Below are 22,409 nucleotides of genomic sequence, written 5' to 3' on the forward strand. Positions count from 1 at the left end.
CGTGATCAGCGACGGCGACGCCAACACGGCCGACATCACCGTGGATGCGAACGACATCAGCGTGGATGGTGATGGCAACGTGACCGTCACAGGCCAAGACGTGAGCAGCCTGGCCGATGGCGAGCTGACGGTGACCATGACGGTGACCGATGAAGCCGGAAACCAGGGCAGCGTGGATGACACCGCGACGCTGGATACGGCGGCCCCAGGCGAAGGTGGCGATAGCAGCAACAGCATCGCGTTCGACGATGCCGATGACCTGATCAACGAGAGCGAACAAACCTCCGTGACCTTCAGCGGCACGGTGGAAGACGGTGCGGCGATAGACAGCATCGTGATCAGCGACGGCGACGCCAACACGGCCGACATCACCGTGGATGCGAACGACATCAGCGTGGATGGTGATGGCAACGTGACCGTCACAGGCCAAGACGTGAGCAGCCTGGCCGATGGCGAGCTGACGGTGACCATGACGGTGACCGATGAAGCCGGAAATCGTGATCAGCGACGGCGACGCCAACACGGCCGACATCACCGTGGATGCGAACGACATCAGCGTGGATGGTGATGGCAACGTGACCGTCACAGGCCAAGACGTGAGCAGCCTGGCCGATGGCGAGCTGACGGTGACCATGACGGTGACCGATGAAGCCGGAAACCAGGGCAGCGTGGATGACACCGCGACGCTGGATACATACGCGGATGCCGGCACGGTCAGCGTGAACGACATCACCAATGATGACGTGATCAACGCGCAAGAAGCGGGTGAGACCATCACTGTCACCGGCAGCGCGAGCGGCGGCGACATCGCCGCAAACGATCCGGTCACCATGACCATCAACGGCACCGAGTACACCACCACCGTGGATGAAAATGGCCAGTGGAGCGTGGACGTGGCCGGCAGCGACCTAGCGGCGGACACCGAGTTCGAGGTTGTCGTGAGCTCGTCGGATGACGCGGGCAATACGGTAGACAGCACCGCGACCTCCACGCACACGGTTGATACCACCGTCCCCAATCCCCCAGTCATCACCAATATCACCGATGACTCAGCTGGTAGTGATTACAGTGACGTCACTATGCACGGAACGGGTGAGCCTGGTGAGACGATTTCGATTTATTTCGAAGGTGAGACTGGGACACCACTCGCTCAGGCAACAGTACAGGCAGACGGTTCGTGGACTGTTGATCTAGAAAGTATTGCCAGTATTGGCATTAACGAAAATGTTCGTTTAGAGGCGGTACAAAGTGATGATGCAGGAAATCAAAGCGAACTGTCGGAGGCGGTTCATTACTGGCACGGCAACTGGGCCAATGCCAATACCGAAACAGGTGATGATTACGTACTGACCGGCGGAGACAATGATACGGTTAATATCATTACTGATGATGCTAACGATCAACTCGTCATTGACGGTGGCGCAGGGAATGACAAGGCGGTATTTAATGCGAGTGTCGACAACCTATCGTTCAGCAAAGATAGTAATGGTTACGTCATTGTTGAAAACAGTGACACCGGAGATCGTGTTGAGCTGCGTGATTTTGAATCGATCAATATAGATGGCGATGACAAGAATATCGATGAACTCTTCACGCCGACTGTCGATATTGTCGAAGATGCCGATGATGATGGCGTGATTAGCAGTGCCGAGCTCGATGGCCAGGTCGACGTTAACGTCGAGTTGCCAGCCGGTGCGGTGGCCGGTGACACCATCCGTGTCAGCGATGGCACCATCACCAACGAGATAGTGTTGGTCGAGGGCGACATCGACAACGGCAGCGTATCGACCTCGTTCGATGCGCCAGCGGAAGGTGAAACCCTCACCGTGACCGCAGAGCTGGAAGACCAGTTCGGCAATACATCAGAACCAGGCAGTGATAGCGCCGTGATTGACACCCAGGCGGGTGACGACAACACTGCGCCGACGGTCACCATCACCGAAGACGCCAACAATGATGGCGTGATCAGCAGTGACGAGCTCGATGGCCAGGTCGACGTTGAAGTCGGCTTGCCAGCCGGAGCCGTGGCCGGTGACACCATCCGTGTCAGCGATGGCACCACCATCAAAGAGATAGTGTTGGTCGAGGGCGACATCGACAACGGCAGCGTATCGACCTCGTTCGATGCGCCAGCGGAAGGTGAAACCTTCACCGTGACCGCAGAGCTGGAAGATCAGTACGGCAATACATCAGAACCAGGCAGTGATAGTGCAAGAATAAACGCGACACCTGATTCAGACGACATACCTGTGTCGACTGATGAAGATAGCGTGTTAACGGGTAACCTTTTACAAGACGGTAATGCAACAGATAGCGATGGGGATTCGCTCACCGTCACCTCCTTCACCATTACTGGTCAAACTGAAACCCACGCCGCGGGTGAGTCAGTCGCGATCGCTGATGTCGGTGAAATTACCATTGGCGAGAATGGAGATTATACCTTTACACCAGCAGAGCATTGGAGTGGTGACGTACCGGATATCACCTACGTCGTTCAAGATGAATACGGCGACACCACGGAGGCAACGCTCGATATCAGTGTGACGCCTGTGGCTGATGCCCCTGAGCTCTCACTGGGTACGCTCGAGTTGGACTTTGTTTCCACATCTCTTAACGCATCAATTTGGAATTCGGTTGATGTGGGTAGTCCAAATGGTGCAGGTCAAGGTGTTGATGCCGAGACGCTGATCAATGCCGTGAATGGCGCTGGAGATCCAGACTCTGAGTCAACGACCAACGGCGCTTCTGTCGACTCCAGTTCGGGGCTCGATGCGAGCCAGGCCATGGTGACTTCAGGATTAATCTATCTAGAGGCAGGTAAAAGCTACAGCTTTGGCGGGTATGCGGATGACAGTGCTGCAATCGTCATTGGTGGCGAAGTGGTTGCGGAGGGTCGATTTGGCAGTCACGGTACCTCTCCAGGTGGTGCAAGTGGAAGGGGGCAATTCAGCGGCGAATTTACGCCATCAGAAAGTGGCTATTATTCGTTAGACGTTTACACCCATAACCAAAATGGTCCGGGTGGGTTCGACATTGAAGTCGCCGTAGACGATGGCGCTGCCGTTGATTTAAATACCAGCAACTTTGATCTTGTGCCCAATGTCGATGCGCTAGAAGACGGTGGCTTAAGTGTCAAAGATTACGAAGGCGATGGCACCGGCGGCTATTACATTATTAATGAACCGGGTGAAGGGCACGCTGGCCAACCGATTAAGTTACCACCAATCAATGCTAGCTTGGTAGATCAAGATAACTCTGAGACGCTGAGCCTCACGTTAGGTAATATTCCTGAAGGATCGACATTGTCCGACGGTAATCAGGAAGTGATTGTCGAAAATGGCTCTGTCTCTATCAAAGATTGGGATTTGTCTAATCTTTCCATCTCTGTGTCTGAACCGCATGAAGGCGAGATCAACCTGCAAGTGACGGCAACTAGCACCGAGAGTGGCAATGGTGACACGGCGAGCGTTACGGAAGAGATTCCAATTTCTGTACTGCCGATCTCGAACGGTTTGTCGGTCTCTGCTTCGTTGTCGTATTCAGGCGATAACCACTCGGCAAATGAGCTTATCGATTACGCAGAACAGCATGATGGTGGGTCATCTGACCAATATGATCAAATAGTTAGCGTTGGTGATAGTAGCTCAGGTGCTGTTGATGTAAATACGGGCAATGGGAATGATCTTATTGTTGGTGGTAATGGCGATGGTTCATATGCGTTGCGTGGAAATGATGGTGATGATGTCTTTGTATCACGAAATGCGAGTGCTGCCTCAACGGCTTATTATGGAGGAAGTGGTGATGACACTGTCTACCTCCAAGGAAACCGTGAAGATTATCAAGTAGAGACTTTTAACGGTTTTAACGATGCGGTTCGCTTAGTTTACCAAGATGACCACACGCAAAATGCTAATCATGATCTATACAGTATCGACACTGTCTATTTTGCGGATGGTAAGTATGTCGTTGACGATGGTGAGCTGACCAAAGTTGCGGATATTGTGCAGCTAGATGTTGATGTGACGTTGAACGATAGCGACGGCTCTGAACAAATCACATCAGTGATTATATCGGGGCTGCCGGAAGGAGGCAGCGTACCAGATGGCGAGCAGCTTGATTCAGGTGATTGGCAAGTGCCGATTGATGCATTGCAGCCAAACCCAGGCTCGGATGCTGGTTTCTCCGTCACGCTTGAGTTGCCTGAAGGAAGTGCGCCTGATTTATCCGTGACTGTTGGTGCGACAGAAGTTGATGAAAACGGTAACCCTGTCGACTTGCCTGAATATACAACGGCGCAACCAGGCACAACCGTGCTGCCACCGAGTGATCCTAATGGTGATAACACAATTGAAGGAGGCTCAGGTGATGATGTTATTCTTAGTGATATTGGAGGGGTGGAAGATAACTCGACCGCACCAACAAACTACAATATCGCATTAATTGTTGATACATCAGGCAGCATGGGAGACCGCCTTGAGGATTGGAGTCATCAGTCTAAGCTCGATGTACTCAAAGCGTCGCTGAAATCAATGCTGGCGAATATCGCCGATCATCCTGGTGAGATTAACTTGTCGTTGGTGGACTTCAATAGATACGCAGATATAAAAATTGATGTTGATGATTTCACGGGATTGAGTGAGCACCAGTTTGAGCAGCGTATCGATAATGTGATCGACCAATTGCATGCTGGCGGAGGGACCAACTACGAAGCTGCCTTTAACAAAGCATCTGATTGGTTTAACAGTCATTCGAATGCTAACAGTGAAAATCTGTCTTTCTTCTTAACCGATGGCAAGCCTACTTTCTCAACCAGTAGTGGTATGCAGACTGGATGGGAAATGGATCGCGCTGAGCTCGTGGACTCCATTCAGGCCTATCAGCAATTAGCGCAACAGTCGACGGTGAGAGCCATCGGCATCGGTGATGGTATAAACGCTGATGTGCTAAAGTATTTTGATAATACCGATATATCAGGTACAGACACTGTTTATGATGAATACTATCACTCTCATACAGTTAATGTGGGTGAGGTTGAGGTTGTTTATACTGCCAATGATCTGAGTGCAGCACTCGATGAAGGCGCTAAAGAGATCAATATGCTTCCGGTCGGTGATGATGAGGTAATCGGTAATGCCGGTGACGATATACTCTTTGGCGATGTCATTAACACTGACAACCTACCTTGGGGTGAAAATGGTCTGACACGGCCTGAGTCGCTACCAGATGGATCGGGCGTGGAGGCGTTGACTACATTCCTTGAAATGAAAAATGGCGCAGCGCCTTCTGACATCGAGCTGTATCAGTACATTAAAGATAACCACGCGTTATTTAATGTCGATGGGGATACCCGAGGTGGCGACGATACTCTCGAAGGCGGAGAGGGTAATGATATCCTCTACGGCCAAGGCGGTGATGACACCCTCATTGGTGGGCGAGGTGAAGACACATTAATCGGTGGTACCGGTAGCGATAAATTCCAGTGGTCTCTCGAGGATATGCCATCTTCTGCCGACGGAGATGAGTCAGAAACCGATGTGATCATTGATTTTGACAACCAAGGTGATTCACAAGATACCCTCGCGTTTGTCGATGATTTAACCCAGCTCATTAAAGATGGCCAGGTATCTATTTCATGGCAAACCACAGACAGTGGTGAGGCTGAGGGCACGTTAACTATCGGTATTGATGCCGACGGCGATAGCCAAATGGATCAACATATTGATATTGAAAGCCTGAGCGTCGTCACCAACGGTGGTCAACAAGAAGTCGTGATCAACACCTTGATTGGTGGTCAAGAAGGAGAGCTACGATTGACGCAAGGTGATGATCATGCTGAACTTTCAGTAGGAGACAGCCAAGACCTCGAAATCAAAGTAGATACGGCGGACTGGTAATCGCCATCAGGCAGCGGCTATCATGTCGCTGCCTGTTATTTTTCGGTCAAAAGAGAGACGTAAGTGACTGACCAATCAAGTAATAATCAATCCGTGCAATGGAAGATAGCCGCGGGTGAGCAGCCTACCGACGATCCCTTGCTGGATTGCTTGGTATTGCTTACCGAACACTATGGCACACCCTGCTCGGGCGATGCGTTAGTCGCGGGCTTGCCGATGACCAATGCGTTACTCACTCCAGATATGTTTCCGCAAGCGGCGGGCCGAGCGGGTCTTGCTGCSCGTTTGTCACGCCGTAATTTGGATAATTTAGGGCCACTGCTCTTACCCTGTGTGCTCTTGCTCGCCGATCAAAAAGCCTGTGTATTACGAGAGATCGATAATGAAGCGGGTACCGCGTTGATTCAGTTACCAGAAAATGGTGGCGAACAAACCATGCGGCTCGAGGCGCTCGAGTCGATGTATGTGGGTTACTGCTTTTTGATTAAGCGGCAATATCGCGGCGATCAATCGGTCGACTTGCACCTTCACGACAATAAAATCCACTGGTTTTGGCAAACGGTCAAAGACGCAGCACCTATCTATCGCGATGCGTTATTAGCCTCTGTGCTAGTGAACCTATTCGCGCTGGTCTCGCCGTTGTTCGTGATGAACGTCTACGACAAAATCGTCCCCAATTTGGCGTTTGAGTCCTTGTGGGTGTTAGCCAGTGGCGCGACGCTTGCATATTGTTTTGACTTTTTAATGCGCAAGCTTCGTTCATATATGATTGATATGGCGGGTAAGAAGGTCGATATTATCGTCTCCTCTCGCCTGTTCGCGCGGCTGATGGGCACACCGCTTGTCAATCGAGGAAGCAGTGTCGGTGCAACCGCAAAGCAATTGGGTGAATTTGACTCAGTGCGCGATATGCTGACGTCAGCGACCATCACGACCTTGGTGGACCTCCCGTTTGCCGTCTTTTTTGTTGCCATTATCTATTTGGTGGCTGGGGATCTTGCGATCGTCCCTGTCGTGGCGGGTTTATTGATCTTAGGGTATACCGTCTCGGTGCAGCCTAAACTACGTGCGGCCATTGAAGAGAGTAACAAGTACGCGTCCGAGCGCCATGGCCATTTGATCGAAAGCCTCTCGGCACTAGAGGGCGTTAAAGCCAGTGGTGCGGAAGGGATTGTGCAGCGTAGTTGGCAACAAATGACCGCGCATACAGCCAATTGGAACTTTAAAGTCAAACAAATCACCAATAATGTCTCTTACATTGCTACCTTTATCACCCAAATGATGGCAATCGCGGTGGTGATCCTGGGGGTATACCGGGTGGCGGACGGGGATATCTCCATGGGCGGGATCATCGCTGCAGTGATGCTTTCCAGCCGGGCGGTGTCACCGATGGCGCAAATGGCCAGCTTGCTCAATCGTTGGAATCAAACCAGTACGTCACTGCGGCAGCTAAATGCGATGATGGAGCAAGAGGACGAATTTGCTGACAAAGGACACTTGGTCAGTCGCAAGCGCTTAAAAGGCGAGCTCAGTGCGGATAATCTGGCTTTTAACTATCCAGAGACAGAAAAGCCTGCCCTATATCCGCTTAACTTTCGGATTCAACCGGGTGAGGTGATTGCCATCTTGGGGAAGAATGGCTCAGGAAAAACGACCTTACTGAAGCTGTTAGCGGGGCTTTTTCAACCTAACCAAGGTAGCTTACGGTTTGATGGCGTGGATAGTCGCCAGATACATCCATCAGACCTGCGTCGCAACGTGGGCTATTTGGCCCAAGATGTGACGCTGTTCCACGGCACCATTCGCGAAAACATCATGTTTGGAACACGCCAAGTGACCGAACACCAACTGATGCGTGCGGTTCAGCTGTCAGGCGTGAGTTTGTTTACTGCGCAAGATCATGAAGGCTTGGACAAACAAGTCGGGGAGCGCGGTGAAAGACTGTCTCGCGGCCAACGGCAAGCGGTTTCCTTGGCGCGAGCATTACTTAACGAGCCCCCCATGCTCGTCATGGATGAGCCGACGGCCAGCCTAGATGCACATGCCGAAAACCAGTTTATTAAAGCGATGGAAGTCGCTGCGAAGTCGCGCACCTTGGTCATGGTGACACACAATATGGCCCTCCTTAACATGGCGCAGCGTGTGATTGTGATGGATAAAGGTCGAATTGTAATGGATGGCCCGCGCGATAAGGTATTGAGCAAGCTCAATAAAGGAAGTGTGTAATGGGCAAAATGGTTAAAAAAACGAGTCAACCCACCGATCTCGACATGGTTGATGACGTTTATGGCGCCATGATGACAGACACGCCGCTCAAGTACAGAGCCGTCGTTTGGGTGGCTTTGCTCCTTATCGTCAGTTTTATTGTTTGGGCCGCTTTTGCTGAGCTTGATCGTGTGACGCGCGGCAATGGCAAGGTTATTCCGCCGTCTCATGTTCAGCTTATTCAGAGCCTAGATGGTGGCATCTTACAAGCCATGTATGTGGATGAAGGTCAACTGGTTGAAAAAGGGATGCCTTTAGCGCGTATTGATGACACACGCTTTCGCTCTGACCTTGCTCAACAAGAGCAAGAGGTTGATAGCCTGCGCGCGTCGGTGACGCGGATGTATCATGAGCTTGATAGTGTCACGCTACAACCGGCCAGTAAGCCGTGGCAACAACAAATCGATGTCACCATGCGGCCGATGACGTTTCCTAATGAATTAACCAGCAGAAAACCGAATTTGGTTGCACGACAAAAATCGGAATACCGCAGTCGTCTTGAGAGTCTCAGTAACCAATTAGAAATCCAAGCTCGTCAAATTGTACAAAAAAAACAAGAGCTGGAAGAGGTCGCCTCTAAAATAAAAACCTTGACCAACTCGATGTCAATTATGCAGCGTGAGATCAATATCACACGTCCTTTAGTGGAAAAGAAGATTGTCTCAGAAGTGGAACTTCTCAAACTAGAAAGACAGATCAATGATATGGACGGTGAGCTGACCAACTTAAAGCTTTCGCGGCCAAAGATAAAAGCCTCATTGGATGAAGCGATATTAAAACGCCGAGAAGCGGCTTTGCAATTTATCAGTGAAACACGGGCTAAACTGAGTGAAACAGAGGCACGTTTATCACGATTAACAGAAGCGAAAGTAGGCGCTCAAGACAAGGTGAATAAAGCGGTTATCACCTCTCCGGTTGATGGCACGGTGAAAACAATACATATCAATACCCTCGGTGGGGTCGTTGAGCCGGGCGAAGATGTGATTGAAATTGTGCCAACAGAAGATCAGCTGCTCGTCGAAGTGAAAATTTTGCCAAAAGATATCGCCTTTCTTCATCCTGGCCTGCCAGCGGTGGTGAAAGTAACCGCCTATGACTTTACTCGTTACGGCGGCCTGGACGGCACCGTCGAGCACATCAGTGCGGATACGACGCAGGATGAAGAAGGCAATAGCTTTTATTTAGTACGGATAAGAACGGAATCATCACACTTAACCAGGGAAGATGGTACGCCTATGCCGATTATCCCCGGCATGTTGACGTCGGTGGATATTATAACCGGGAAGCGTACCGTGCTTGAGTACATACTCAATCCTATCTTACGAGCAAAAGAAAACGCACTACGTGAGCGCTGAGAAATAGACTAGTAGGAGTAACAACGTGCTGAATTTCTCGCATGTGGTCAATAAAAAGCGTATCGCGACGCTTACCCTGGCAATGAGCTTAAGCTCGCCGGCTGTGATGTCGCAAACCCTAGAGCAAGCGGTGGCGCGCTCTTTGGAATCTCATCCGCAAATTCGCCAAGCGTTTGCACGATATAAAGCCAGTGAGCAAGCTATCGAGCAAGCACAAGCGGGGTATTACCCTACCTTGGATGCAACCGCGGGTATGGGCTGGGAGCGCACAGACTCACCAGCCACTCGCCGAGATACCACCACCGACGATGAGGTTGATTTGACGCGCCGTGAGCTGGGCGTGTCGTTGCGTCAGGTACTTTTTGATGGCTTTCGCACACAAAACGAGGTCTCTCGCACCGAGAATGAAGCCACTGCTGAACAGTGGGCACTGATAGCGACCGCTGAAGACAAGGCGTTGGAAGTGGCACGCGTGTATTTAGATGTACTTGTGGCTGATGAAGTGGTGACGTTGGCGGAGAAAAACTTGGAGAATCACCAAGAGATTTACGATGCCATCAAAGAGAGCAACGAAGGTGGATTTGCTAAAGCCAGTGATTTATCGCAGGTAACAGGGCGTTTAGCGCGAGCTAACGCTAATTTAATGTCTGCACGTAATAATTTAGCGGACGCGCGCAGTGCGTTCACTAAAATGGTGGGTGTAGCCCCTGAAGATCTTCACCTGCCGAGGCCAGATGAATCCATGTTGCCTTCGTCATTAGATGCGTTGCTGGCGCGCGCACTGGAGACACATCCAAGGCTACGCTCGGCACAAGCGGATATTGCGGCGGCGAATGCGGCTCGTGACGGCTCGCGTGCGGCTTACTTGCCTGAGTTCAATTTAGAAGTAGACGCTAACTGGAACGATAATGTGGGGGGAGAAGACGGTGCCGGCCCGCCAGATGTTGGCGGAGAGAACAACAATGTCCAGGCAATGGTGCGTATGCGTTACAACTTGTTCAACGGTGGCGCTGACCGAGCGCGTGAACGACAAACGGCCTATCAAACCATTGAGGCGCGTGAAATCAATGAAATGGCGCATCGTGATGTCATTGAGGGCGCAAAATTGGCTTGGAATGCTCGTACCTATCTTGAACAGCAACGCGATTTTATGCGTCAACATGTCGAAGCGGCAACGGACACCCGTAATGCTTACCGAGAGGAGTTTCGTCTGAATGCGCGCACATTGTTGGATGTGCTGGATTCGCAAAATGAGCTGTTTGAAACACGCCGAGAGTACCTGAGCAAAGAAGCGGACGAACGTTATGCGCAGTATCGTATTTTGAACGCAACAGGGCAGCTTTTAGCCTCCTTACGGGTCGATGTGCCTGCAAGTTGGGATACAGAGTCTTTGACGGGCCAGGAGCGTGAACAATGAAACAGCTAAGCATCGTTTTAATCACTGGACTATTGCTTGGTGGCTGTGCCCCGCAAACTGTTGAACCTATGGAAGACACTGTGACGCAAACTCGTGATCTAACGGATAGCGATAAAGACGGCGTGATTGCCGCTCGCGATCAATGTGGTGACAGTGTTGAACAAGCCAAGGTGAACAATGAGGGTTGCCCAAGTCAGCGAATCGAGCAAGAGTCGTTTGAACTCAACGTTCAGTTTGCGACTGCGTCTGCCCAAGTTCGCGAAGATCAGTATGCAGATATTCGCCGTCTTGCTGACTTTATGCGTCGCTATCCCCAAGCAACCGTGACAATAGAGGGTCATGCGAGCAAGGTGGGCAATGCGTCTTACAATATGCAGCTGTCTCAACGCCGAGCGGAAGCCATTGCCAATGTGTTAGTGACACAGTTCTATATTGATAAAAACCGCGTAGATGCGCAGGGATTTGGGGAAACCCAACCGCTGATTGATGACGAGAGTGACCGAGCGAATGAACAAAATCGCCGTGTGATAGCGTCTGTGTCAGGCGAACATGGGGTAACAGAGAAACGATGGACTATATATTCGTCAGAAGAGCAATAGTTCAGCGAGATAACCTAAACATGAAAAGAGGCGTGGAATGACGCTCCATCAACGTGTGCTCTCGTTTGTCATCACCGCTGCCGTGGTCATCCTTTTGGTGACCACGGCAGTGGTCTTTCATTTTGGTGTCGAACAGATAGAGCGAGAGCAGCAGCAACACTCACGTTTATTAAGCCAGTCACTCGCAGAGGCGTTACCTGTGGTGCTTGAACAGGGTGATACGCAAAGGCTCAATAAACTGGTTTCTCACTTTATCACGATGCCTCAGGTGGAGAAGATTATTGTCAAACCTATGCTCTCGGGAGACCGTCAAGTGTGGGAGTCTGACTCACCGAGCCTGGACGCACCGGGATGGTTTACCCAACTGACAGGGCTCACAACCCGTACCCGCTCAGTCTCAGTGACTAATGGTTGGACTCAGTTAGCGCAATTGACCATAGCGATAGGGCCACAGCGAAACATTGAGACCCTGTGGAGTCGGCTTTTACAGCTGGTCCTAGGGTTAATGGCAGTGAGTGTACTGATAAGCTTAGGGGCGTCGGTCATGTTCCTTAGCGTGACTGCACCGCTGGGTGAGCTACGAAAACGGTTGAAAGCATTAGGTCATGGTGATTTTCATCCCGCGCGGGCTAGGACGCGTGTTAATGATTTGGCGGCCTTACAAAGTGCGTTTAACCTTGCCGGTCAGCAAGTTGCCAAAGTCCAGCAATCGCAGCAAGAAGAATTGGCACGCTTGCGCGATAAATTGATGGTTGACCCTGTCTCAAGATTACCTAACCGAGGCTACTTCCAGCATCAGTTACAAAGTTACATAAAAGACGGCGTGGGTTGTACGCTTGTGCTCATCGAAGTTTCTTGGTTATCGCGACTGCGCGCACGTTATGGTTACCAATATCGTGATCAGTGTTGGCGCTTGCTGGGAGAAGCGTTAACACAAGGGGAGCTGGCACAAAGCCATCAATTAGTGGCGCGTCTAAGTCATAACGAGATCGCGATACTGCTGACGATTGATGAAGAGAGCATAGTGCGTCGCTACTTGAGGCAACTATTGCGCGCCATAAACCAAGAGCTGGAGCATATTGCTTTGCCTGTTAACCAAGGGTTTCATCTTGGTTTGGCGCAAACCCGTACGGATGATACGGCCAGCCTGATGGCCAAAGCGGATAATGCCTTACAACAGGCTAAGCGCCAAGGTGACGTCTATTTCTGGCCCTCTGATGAACAAGCTGACAGTCGTACTCGAGAGCAATGGCGGCAGATATTACTTGATGCGCTGAATAAAAATCCACTCGCGCTTTATGCCCAGCCGGTTCGCCATCGCGATAATCAACATAACTGGCACCAAGAGGTGTATGCGCATCTTTGGGTTGATGAGAGTTGGCTGGCCGCGGGGCAATTGTTGAACCGTATCTCGATGTACGCACTGGGTGAAGAGTTTGATAGGCATGTGTTGGCTCGGGTCGATGAATACGTAAAAGCCAACCCTGTTACGGATAAGTTAGCGGTCAACCTGACGTTAGAAAGTGTTAAAAGCCAGGCCTTCCATGATTGGCTGCAAAACTTTTTGTTGAAAACCTACTTGGCCAATAAATTGACATTTGAGGTGGCAGAAAGGGCAGTGCATCAAGACCTAGAAGCTTGCCAGGCGTTGTTTCAACTCATTCGTGATCAAGGCTTTGAGGTCGGCGTGGACCACTTTGGGCGTGATATGGATAACGTCGAATACATTAAAAATATCGACCCAGACTACGTGAAGCTCGATATTGGTTTTGGTCAGCCGTCGAGTGATGTTGACGATGTGTTTATTCGTATGTTGGTGAATATTGCCGCGTCTCGGGAAATAAAGGTGATTGCCACGGGAATCGAGCAGTCAGAGCAGCATCAGTATTTTCATCAGTTGGGCTGCCAAGGGTACCAGGGATATATTCTCCCTCCCATTCGGCTTGATAGTGACCACGCGCACGGTGGTCACGAGCGTCGCGACTAAGTCAGTCGCTTTTCCATTATCCAAGCATCTTCACGGTGACCGTCGGCACAGCGGTAATACTGTTGCCGGCGGTGAACCACTCGGAAACCATGCTTTTGATAAAGTGCTTTGGCAGGTATGTTACTCTCTCGTACTTCTAGCCAAATACTGTCCGCCCCAACATGACGTAGTGTCGTTATCATCCCGTTTAAAAGCACCCATCCCCATCCTTGCCCCTGATAATCAGGATCGATAGCGATATTCAACACTTCGCCCTCACCCGCGATACAGCGCGCATAAAAATACCCGATGATGGTTGAGGGCGTAGTGGCCAAGCGCAGCACGTAGTGATAGTCAAACTGGCGAGGCGAAACCGCCAATTGTGACGCAGACCATGGAAAGAGGTGGGCGCGCTGCTCGATAGCGGTGATCCTCTCAATATCGTCATGATCGAGTGGGGTAATCTGGTAATCACTCATACTGACAAATCTGACGCCAAAGATCGCGCTTAGCCATCGGGTTATCGTGCATCTGCGCTAAAGGAAGTGAATACAAGCTCTTGACGCCATCGACAATGATCTCGGGCGAGTCAATATACCAACACCAGCTAAGATGATGATCACCCAACGCAGCCAAGGCGGCATGGGGGAGTTGACGAGCTTGATCAGCGCTTAGTTTGATACTTTTGAGAATATTGCCAAATAGCCATGCGTCTTGATCAGTGAGTACGTGATCGCAGACCAACAATAATTGGCAGTGGTCAGGCAATTGAATCACTTCTTGCTCTCGGCCGTAGATTTCTGGGTGTCGCAATTGCCACACATCGAGATCCATGGCTTGTAAACGTTGGATATCCGTTAACATGGTTTGGTGACTCTTACGTTGAAGTCGCGGCGGCGAGTTGTTTATACCACCAAGTATCATCCGGGTCTAAGGGGGCAAATTCTGCCTTTTCGGCAACGTCACTGGGCGCAATTTTTAACAGGCTATAGCCCAGTTCAAACAAAGTAGACTCAGCCTCGTCTAACAGTGGCATCACCAAGTCTGCATCTGGGCTATGCCATAACGTAATTTCTTGGGTGTTATTGGCGGTTTGAGCGTCGGTGATGGCAATGTGCCCTAATATCTCTCCCATATCATCAGTTGCAAGGAGAGAAAGCGAGATCTGCCCCGTTTCGCGCAGCTGTTGGAGCTGATCGGCTTGCATGGGGCGCATTAGCGTCTCTCGCCACCAACCGTCTAGTCGAACCAGGTCGGCGGGCGCTTCTGTACGAATCATCATCACAGAGGTAGTGGTTATTAAATGGTGTAGCCAGAATAACGGATTCCCGATCCCGTGCAAGAGGTGACTGTCGTTTGTGTTTGATGCTTACGCAGCTAAATGCATAAATAGTCAGCAAATTGTGCAATATGGCGACACAGTCTCCCCTGTTTGCTGATTTTGAGTCCTTTATCTATTTTTACAGTAAAATATGCGGTATATAGTGATAAAAGCTTGAACCCATGACGCGTGCCTCATAAAGTGCTACTGACAACAAAGTTAAAAGTGTCTAATATATGAGACGCTTGTCTCGCCAATGAGATGGTCGAGAGTGATTCCCAGATGTGAGCTTTTCATGCCAATATCGTCGTTAAATGATTGGTTCTACTGCTTAACCGATAACAGTCCGTTTCTTTTTGCCATTCTCGACAGCAATGATTGCTATCTTTACGCCAACCAACGCTACAGCGAGCTGTCTGGCTTGGCCTTGCCGTCGTTAAAGGGGTTATCCGATATCGATACCCTAGGCGAGGCGTTTTATCAGTCGGTCAAACCGCATTATGACAAAGCCAGACGGGGTGAATGCGCCGAGGGAGAGGTGCTTCTTACTGACAACTATCATAGTGCTAGCTTTCACTTCAGTGTTGCACCATTACCAAATGTCGCTGATGAAAGTGGTAAGCCCTGCGTGATCTTTCATGCCGCAGATACATCCGAACGCCAAGTATTAGCCAGTGCGCTCGAAGAGGCGGAGGAAAAATACCACCATCTTAGTCAACTTATCGATGACGGCTGCTGCGTGGTTGAAGATGGCTGTATATTATCAGCGAACCCTGCGGCGGCTGGGCTACTGGGCGTCGGTAGTATCGACGCGCTGATGGGTGAACCTTTATCAGACTATCTTGTGGTGGCAGAGGCAACGACCACCACTATTGACAGCCTATTGCGTGCGCCCCATGGGCAAGGTGTGTCGGTGGTGAGTGCAAAAAACAGCGTGCCGCTGACCGTGTGCCAATCACCGATCCACCTTTTGGGCAAAAAAGCGCATATGCTGCGCCTACAGCCGACAATCACTGACTCGTCGGTTAAGCGCCTAAAACCCACTGAAAAAGAGGATGTCAGCAAAGTCGGTGAGCAACAATCCGCTTATACGGATGCATTAACAGGTCTATATAACCGCTACGGCTTCAGTCGAGAGCTGGATAGGCTAATAAAAGCACAAACGCCATTGGCCATGTTGTACCTTGATGTCGATAATTTTAAAAATATCAATGATTCTCTCGGACACCATGTCGGCGATCGTGTGCTTCAGGATATTGCTCAGCGCTTACGCGCCTTGCTCTCGGCAGATACTATCATTGGCCACTTAGGCGGTGACGAGTTTGCGGTGTTGCTTCCTAAGCCTGCAACGGAAGATGCGCCTGATCAGTTGGCTGACAAAGTGGTCGGGGCCATTAGTCAGCCTTTTGAATTGCATTATTTTAGTAAGTACTTGGCGTGTTCAGTGGGGATGGTGCGTTATCCCGACGATGGTAAAGACGCCCGCCAGCTGCTGCAAAATGCGGATACCGCGATGTATGAGGCTAAAGAGCAAGGTCGAAACCGTGTGGTCGCCTATCATGACAGCATGAGTAAAGAGGCACGGATGCGCCTGTGGTTGGAAATCGAGCTACAAAAGGCCTTACAAAATAACGGCCTGGAAGTGTGGTATCAACCTAAAGTCAGTGCCAGTGATTATCGTATCAACGGTGCTGAAGCCTTAGTGCGTTGGAAACACCCAGTTGAGGGCTATATCAGTCCTGGGCGTTTTATTCCGGTCGCAGAGCGCTGCGGACTGATTGAAGCGCTCGGCCGTCATGTGATGCGCGAGGTCTTCCAAAACGTGCGTCGCTGGCGTCAACAAGGCATATTGCCGGGACGGGTAGCGATTAACTTATCGCCAGAGCAATTTAGCAGCCCCAAGCTGACCGAGCACATGGAAAAGCTGATTAAAGCCACGGGGGCGAAACCAGAAGATATTACTTTTGAGTTAACGGAAAGCGCGGTGATGAAAAACGATGAGCATGCGCTGAATATGCTCAATGCGATAAAATCACTGGGCTTTGCCCTATCGATTGACGATTTTGGCACCGGCTACTCATCCTTGTCTTACCTTGCCCGTTTTCCGCTTGATGAGCTTAAGATTGACCGTGCGTTTATTCACGATATGGATGCCTTGAGTAAACAGGTGACGCTGGTGGAAAGCATTATTCATCTCGGCCGAGCCATGGAAATGACCGTGGTGGCAGAGGGGGTCGAAACCCGTCAGCAGGCGTCAGTGCTCACTAACCTGCACTGTGACACGATTCAAGGGTATTATTTTCACTCGCCCATGCCTAAGCATGAGTTTGAAAAGCTATTGCTGAAAAGTAAGCCCCACAAGCAACCACCACAAGCCTTGGCGCCCAGTGCGCAGACAAGCTAACCGGATACCTGTTGGTATTACTCATGATCAAAAATAGAGCAGTGAGCCTGCTCTATTTTTATGCTTGAGGCACTATCGAGTGACGCGCTATGGTCGGCGATAGGCGAGTCGGTTGAGCTCAAGTAACGCATAGCGGTGTTCGACAAACTCATACACGTTGCCCGACATGGCAAGCTTATACAATGCCACGGCGCGATCGTTGTCGCCCTGGAATTGATAGCGTTTAGCAAGGTAAAAGTAAGCTTCACATAAACGTTCTGCTAGCAGTTCATTGTCTTCACCTTGCGAGGCAAGTTGCTCCAGCAGCTCACGTTCACTGAGCTTACCGAGGTACATATCGACAAGCTGCCAGCCCCAACCCGAAGCTTCTGCATTCGCTTTTCGCGTTGCCAGCGCTTGTTGTGCCTTGGTTTCCCCCTTCCAATCGCGTTCCACCAAATAAAGCCAAATGAGGCGATAAGGATCGTCGCGATCTTCTTGGTAGTGATGGAGTAAGTCTTGATGGGCCAGGCGATAGCGACCGCCGTAGTACAAGGCGATCCCACGATTACGCGCGGCATAGCTGTGGCTATTATCCAGCTCTAACGTTGAGTCAAAGGCCTCGTAGGCAGCATCATAGTGGCCGTTTTGAGTAAAATAGACCCCAAGAATATTGAACACATCAGGTTGATCCGGCTTTAGTGAGAGAGACTGGTTAAAGTCCAATCGTGCCAAATCGCGCATCCCCAAGCTGTCGTGCATCAGTCCACGCTCATAATGCAATTGGGCGCGTGCGTCGTCACTCAAATCATTGCGCGCAAGCAGCTGATCAATCCGTGCTAGGTGCACTTCCTGCTGCAGGGTAGGCTGTAAAGGGACGGCCATAGGAGGAAATGTCCACTGGCTGGTGCAGCCTGTTAATAGTAACAGCGCCAGTATCGCCAGAGGCTTGTAAAACACCGCCCGAGGCTGAATAAAAAAGGTCATGAAGGCGCATCTCCGTGTAAAAAAAAAGGGGGCCTCAGCCCCCTTTATATCATGAATGACGATATGACTCTAAGCGTCAGTGCTTGGTGCTTCTTCTGCTGGCGCAGCATCAGCAGCGGGGGCTTTTTCTGCCGCCGCTTCTTTCATGCTCAAGCGGATACGACCTTGACGGTCAACTTCCAGCACTTTCACGTCCACTTCTTGGCCGATTTCGAGATAATCAGACACCTTCTCAACGCGTTGATCAGCGATTTGAGAAATGTGAACCAGACCATCTTTGCCGCCAATTACTGAGACGAAGGCACCGAAGTCAACGATACGCTGAACCTTACCGGTATAGATACGGCCCACTTCGACTTCTGCAGTGAGTGCTTCGATGCGTGAAATGGCATCTTTGGCGGCTTCACCGTCAGTGGCCGCAATTTTCACTGTGCCGTTGTCGTCGATTTCAATGGTGGTGCCAGTTTCTTCGGTAAGCTGACGGATCACGGCACCACCTTTACCAATGACATCGCGGATCTTATCTGGGTTGATGCTCATGGTGTGGATACGAGGCGCGAACTCAGAGATATCGTCGCGTGCCGAGCCGATGGCTTGGTCCATCACATCCAGGATGTGTAAACGTGCGCCTTTAGCTTGGTTCAATGCGATTTGCATGATCTCTTTAGTGATCCCTTCGATTTTGATGTCCATCTGCAACGCAGTGACACCGTCATCCGTCCCGGCCACTTTAAAGTCCATGTCACCTAAGTGATCTTCATCACCCAAGATGTCAGAAAGCACAACGAAATCGTTGTCTTCTTTCACCAGACCCATGGCGATACCGGCCACTGATTTTTTCACCGGTACACCGGCATCCATCAGCGCCAAGGAGGTGCCGCAGACAGAAGCCATTGAGGAAGAGCCGTTGGATTCTGTGATCTCAGATACCACACGCAGTGTGTATGGGAATTCATCTTGGCTTGGTAGAACCGCTGCAATACCGCGCTTCGCTAGGCGACCATGGCCGATTTCGCGGCGCTTTGGTGAGCCAACAAAACCGGTTTCACCGACACAGTAAGGAGGGAAGTTGTAGTGCAGCATGAAGCCTTCTTGGCGCTCACCCATGATAGAGTCGATGGTTTGCGCGTCACGCTGAGTACCGAGTGTGGCGGTGACCAATGCTTGTGTTTCACCACGGGTAAACAAGGCGCTGCCGTGAGTACGTGGTAATACGCCCGTACGTACGTCGAGGGCACGAACCATGTCTTTTTCACGGCCATCAATACGGGGTTCACCCGCAATGATACGGCTACGCACGACTTTCTTTTCCAGGTCGCCAAGCATGCCTAGGATTTCACGTTCATCCAAGGTCTCGTCTTCGCCGAGTAGTGCAGCCACCACTTCCTGCTTCACCTGACCAATTTGCTCGTAACGGGCCATTTTTTCAGTGATTTGGTATGCCTGAGCCAGTGGACCTTGTGCCATTTCAGCCACACGGGTTTGTAGCGCAGCGTTAACTTCCGGCGCTTGCCAATCCCAAGTAGGCGTTCCCACTTCGGCGGCAAATTCTTTGATTGCGTTGATCGCGGTTTGCTGTTGCTCATGACCAAACATCACCGCTTGCAGCATTTGCTCTTCGCTTAGGCGGTCAGCTTCAGACTCTACCATCAGCACCGCACCTTCGGTCCCGGCCACAACGAGGTCAAGTTTACTCTCGTCTAGCTCTGCTGGGCTTGGGTTAAGCACGAGTTCATCATTGATGTAGCCGACGCGTGCAGAGCCGATAGGGCCGTTGAATGGGATGCCTGAGATGGCCAGTGCTGCCGAGGTACCCAGCATGGCAACGATATCAGGGCTAACCGCTGGGTTAACAGATACGACGGTTGCGATGACCTGTACTTCGTTTTTGAACGAGTCCGGGAATAGCGGACGGATAGGGCGGTCAATCAGACGTGCGGTCAGTGTTTCTGACTCAGAAGGGCGGCCTTCGCGCTTGAAAAAACCACCTGGGATTTTACCCGCGGCGTAGGTACGCTCTTGGTAGTTGACCGTCAATGGGAAGAAGCTTTGGCCTTCAGCCGCTTCTTTTTTACCGACGACAGAAACGAATACCGAGGTATCGTCCATGCTGACCATGACAGCACCATTGGCCTGACGTGCCATCACGCCTGTTTCCAATGTCACTGTATGATTGCCGTATTGGAATGTTTTTACGATTGGATTCACAGATTATTTCCTTGTTGCTAAGGGATAAACCCGTTGGTTTATCTCACTAAGTGTCGGCTTTCAGCTGCTCACCATCGCGACTAATGACAGCACGCTGCGCGGCTGTTTGGCCTTCGTGGGCGGTATGCTGTCAATAGTCGCGACCTTATGGTCGACGTTGTTGACTGTGTTACAGCTGAAAGTGGCGCTAATTATACACGTGCTTGGCCGATAACGACACCACGAGGCGGTCAAATGGCAACATTTGTGATGTGTTTGGCAAGCAATATTGACCCTAAAGGATGCAGATAACACGGCGAAGTCAGATTTGTGAATTGAAGCTGACTACAAGATCAGCGAAAATACGCCACCTTTGTGAATGACCTCCTCAGCTGGCGCCTGATTGCCGCCTGAAGCCAACAAGAAGATAACCTGCTATGTCAAATACACTGCTGCAACAGGAAGTTGATAAACGCCGCACGTTTGCGATTATCTCGCACCCAGATGCGGGTAAAACCACCATCACCGAGAAGGTGCTGTTATTCGGACGTGCCATTCAAACGGCAGGCACCGTGAAAGGGCGTGGCTCTAACCAACATGCGAAGTCTGATTGGATGGACATGGAAAAAGAGCGTGGTATCTCTGTCACCACCTCGGTGATGCAATTTCCTTACAACGACTGCCTAGTGAACCTGCTTGATACCCCAGGGCACGAAGACTTTTCGGAAGATACGTACCGGACACTGACTGCTGTCGATTCGTGTTTAATGGTGATTGATGCGGCGAAAGGTGTCGAGGATCGTACCCGTAAGCTGATGGAAGTCACCCGTTTACGTGATACACCGATCATCACCTTCATGAACAAACTTGACCGTGATATCCGCGACCCAATGGAGCTGCTTGATGAAGTAGAAAGTGAGCTCAATATTGCGTGTGCGCCGGTATCTTGGCCGATTGGTTGCGGGAAAGGTTTCCAAGGTGTGTATCACATTCATCGTGACGAAAGCATTCTATATCAATCTGGCCAAGGCCATACCATCCAGGAAGCACGTATCATCAAGGGCTTGGATAATCCTGAATTGGATGATGCGATCGGTGCAGACATTGCGCAAGATTTGCGTGATGAGCTGGAACTGGTGATGGGCGCGTCTCATGCGTTCGACCATGAGCTGTTTTTAAGCGGTGAACTCACGCCTGTTTTCTTCGGTACCGCACTGGGTAACTTCGGTGTGGATCATATGCTGGATGGCTTGACTGAGTGGGCACCCAAGCCCATGGCGCGCCCGACCCATGACCGAGAGGTCAAGGCTGACGAGGAGAAGTTCTCGGGATTTGTGTTTAAAATTCAAGCCAATATGGACCCACGTCACCGTGACCGGATCGCGTTTATGCGCATTGTTTCCGGCAAGTATCAGCAAGGAATGAAACTGCGCCATGTACGTTTAGGTAAGCAAGTGAATATTTCCGATGCGGTGACCTTTATGGCAGGGGATCGGTCACGGGCTGAAGATGCGTTTGCTGGCGACATTATTGGCTTGCACAACCATGGCACCATTCAAATTGGTGATACCTTTACGCAAGGAGAAGATCTGAAATTTGCGGGGATCCCGAATTTTGCCCCAGAGCTTTTCCGTCGGATCCGCCTCAAAGATCCATTGCGTCAAAAGCAGCTGCTTAAAGGTTTGATTCAGCTGTCTGAGGAAGGTGCGGTACAGGTGTTCCGTCCGTTGCAATCGAACGACTTAATTGTCGGAGCGGTTGGTGTCCTCCAGTTCGATATGGTGGTGGCTCGCTTGAAAGCCGAATACAACGTGGATGCCTTGTATGAGCCGATTAATGTGGCCACCGCGCGTTGGGTGGAGTGCAAGGATGAGAAGAAGCTGGACGAATTTCAGCGTAAAAACCAAGCGAACTTGGCTTTGGATGGTGGCGACAACTTGACGTACATTGCACCGACCATGGTTAACCTGAACCTTACGCAAGAGCGCTTCCCGGATATTGATCTCAGAGCGACCCGCGAACACTAATCGGTAAA

The 22,409-nt window shown here is 50.8% G+C and carries 14 protein-coding genes; 9 read left to right on the forward strand and 5 right to left on the reverse strand.

The features are described from left to right. The 7 genes from BZG73_RS12190 to BZG73_RS12220 form a co-directional block, all read left to right on the forward strand. On the forward strand, positions 1–568 hold a 568-nt coding region (locus BZG73_RS12190), incomplete at its 5' end, for an Ig-like domain-containing protein (protein ID WP_131826200.1). Beyond that, positions 483–5,894, forward strand: a complete 5,412-nt coding sequence (locus tag BZG73_RS12195; RefSeq protein WP_077668446.1) for an Ig-like domain-containing protein — start codon at positions 483–485, stop codon at positions 5,892–5,894. The genes BZG73_RS12190 and BZG73_RS12195, both read left to right, overlap by 86 nt. Positions 5,895–5,957: 63 nt before the next feature. Next, positions 5,958–8,120: a type I secretion system permease/ATPase gene (locus tag BZG73_RS12200; RefSeq protein ID WP_077639208.1), complete on the forward strand. Its 2,163-nt coding sequence runs from the start codon at positions 5,958–5,960 to the stop codon at positions 8,118–8,120. Continuing rightward, on the forward strand, positions 8,120–9,514 hold the full coding sequence (locus BZG73_RS12205) for an HlyD family type I secretion periplasmic adaptor subunit (RefSeq protein ID WP_231637435.1): 1,395 nt from the start codon (positions 8,120–8,122) through the stop codon (positions 9,512–9,514). The genes BZG73_RS12200 and BZG73_RS12205 overlap by 1 nt, the downstream gene beginning before the upstream one ends. A gap of 25 nt (positions 9,515–9,539) precedes the next feature. Continuing rightward, positions 9,540–10,931 (forward strand): TolC family outer membrane protein, encoded by a 1,392-nt coding sequence (locus tag BZG73_RS12210; protein ID WP_235606063.1) that lies wholly within the window; start codon positions 9,540–9,542, stop codon positions 10,929–10,931. Beyond that, positions 10,928–11,530, forward strand: a complete 603-nt coding sequence (locus BZG73_RS12215; RefSeq protein ID WP_046075127.1) for an OmpA family protein — start codon at positions 10,928–10,930, stop codon at positions 11,528–11,530. The genes BZG73_RS12210 and BZG73_RS12215 overlap by 4 nt, the downstream gene beginning before the upstream one ends. 37 nt (positions 11,531–11,567) lie before the next feature. Next, on the forward strand, positions 11,568–13,517 hold the full coding sequence (locus BZG73_RS12220; RefSeq protein WP_077668447.1) for a bifunctional diguanylate cyclase/phosphodiesterase: 1,950 nt from the start codon (positions 11,568–11,570) through the stop codon (positions 13,515–13,517). Here BZG73_RS12220 and rimI read toward each other — a convergent pair. Genes rimI through BZG73_RS12235 form a run of 3 tightly spaced genes read right to left on the reverse strand, consistent with a single transcriptional unit; the run spans position 13,514 to position 14,778 of the window. Continuing rightward, entirely contained in the window at positions 13,514–13,975 is a 462-nt protein-coding gene (gene rimI / locus BZG73_RS12225; protein WP_077668448.1) for a ribosomal protein S18-alanine N-acetyltransferase, read from the reverse strand. The genes BZG73_RS12220 and rimI overlap by 4 nt on opposite strands. Continuing rightward, on the reverse strand, positions 13,968–14,360 hold the full coding sequence (locus tag BZG73_RS12230) for a DNA polymerase III subunit psi (RefSeq protein ID WP_046075130.1): 393 nt from the start codon (positions 14,358–14,360) through the stop codon (positions 13,968–13,970). Before BZG73_RS12230 ends, rimI begins: the two co-directional genes overlap by 8 nt. Positions 14,361–14,373: 13 nt before the next feature. Further along, entirely contained in the window at positions 14,374–14,778 is a 405-nt protein-coding gene (locus tag BZG73_RS12235) for a GNAT family N-acetyltransferase (protein WP_131825923.1), read from the reverse strand. 334 nt (positions 14,779–15,112) lie between these two features. Between BZG73_RS12235 and BZG73_RS12240 the strand changes: the two genes are divergently transcribed. Continuing rightward, on the forward strand, positions 15,113–17,221 hold the full coding sequence (locus BZG73_RS12240; protein ID WP_077668450.1) for a sensor domain-containing protein: 2,109 nt from the start codon (positions 15,113–15,115) through the stop codon (positions 17,219–17,221). A gap of 87 nt (positions 17,222–17,308) precedes the next feature. Here the strand turns inward: BZG73_RS12240 and nlpI are convergent, their stop codons facing one another. Together nlpI and pnp are read right to left on the reverse strand one after the other, a co-directional pair. Then, positions 17,309–18,187 (reverse strand): lipoprotein NlpI, encoded by an 879-nt coding sequence (gene nlpI, locus BZG73_RS12245; protein WP_046075133.1) that lies wholly within the window; start codon positions 18,185–18,187, stop codon positions 17,309–17,311. Between the two features lie 69 nt (positions 18,188–18,256). Beyond that, on the reverse strand, positions 18,257–20,395 hold the full coding sequence (pnp, locus tag BZG73_RS12250) for a polyribonucleotide nucleotidyltransferase (RefSeq protein ID WP_077578323.1): 2,139 nt from the start codon (positions 20,393–20,395) through the stop codon (positions 18,257–18,259). 416 nt (positions 20,396–20,811) lie between these two features. On the opposite strand from pnp, the gene prfC reads away from it, so the two are divergent. Then, positions 20,812–22,401, forward strand: coding sequence for a peptide chain release factor 3 (gene prfC / locus BZG73_RS12255; protein ID WP_046075135.1), 1,590 nt, complete (start codon positions 20,812–20,814; stop codon positions 22,399–22,401). Positions 22,402–22,409: the final 8 nt, after the last annotated feature.

This window comes from Salinivibrio siamensis (genome assembly GCF_001996005.1).
Taxonomy (GTDB): Bacteria; Pseudomonadota; Gammaproteobacteria; order Enterobacterales; family Vibrionaceae; genus Salinivibrio; species Salinivibrio siamensis.

Bases quoted from the DNA above. Each gene is read 5' to 3' on its own strand.
- BZG73_RS12235 (WP_131825923.1), bottom strand. From the start codon at position 14,778: ATGATGATTCGTACAGAAGCGCCCGCCGACCTGGTTCGACTAGACGGT.
- rimI (WP_077668448.1), bottom strand. From the start codon at position 13,975: ATGAGTGATTACCAGATTACCCCACTCGATCATGACGATATTGAGAGG.
- BZG73_RS12215 (WP_046075127.1), top strand. From the start codon at position 10,928: ATGAAACAGCTAAGCATCGTTTTAATCACTGGACTATTGCTTGGTGGC.
- BZG73_RS12240 (WP_077668450.1), top strand. From the start codon at position 15,113: ATGCCAATATCGTCGTTAAATGATTGGTTCTACTGCTTAACCGATAAC.
- prfC (WP_046075135.1), top strand. From the start codon at position 20,812: ATGTCAAATACACTGCTGCAACAGGAAGTTGATAAACGCCGCACGTTT.
- nlpI (WP_046075133.1), bottom strand. From the start codon at position 18,187: ATGACCTTTTTTATTCAGCCTCGGGCGGTGTTTTACAAGCCTCTGGCG.
- BZG73_RS12195 (WP_077668446.1), top strand. From the start codon at position 483: ATGAAGCCGGAAATCGTGATCAGCGACGGCGACGCCAACACGGCCGAC.
- BZG73_RS12220 (WP_077668447.1), top strand. From the start codon at position 11,568: ATGACGCTCCATCAACGTGTGCTCTCGTTTGTCATCACCGCTGCCGTG.
- BZG73_RS12230 (WP_046075130.1), bottom strand. From the start codon at position 14,360: ATGTTAACGGATATCCAACGTTTACAAGCCATGGATCTCGATGTGTGG.
- BZG73_RS12205 (WP_231637435.1), top strand. From the start codon at position 8,120: ATGGGCAAAATGGTTAAAAAAACGAGTCAACCCACCGATCTCGACATG.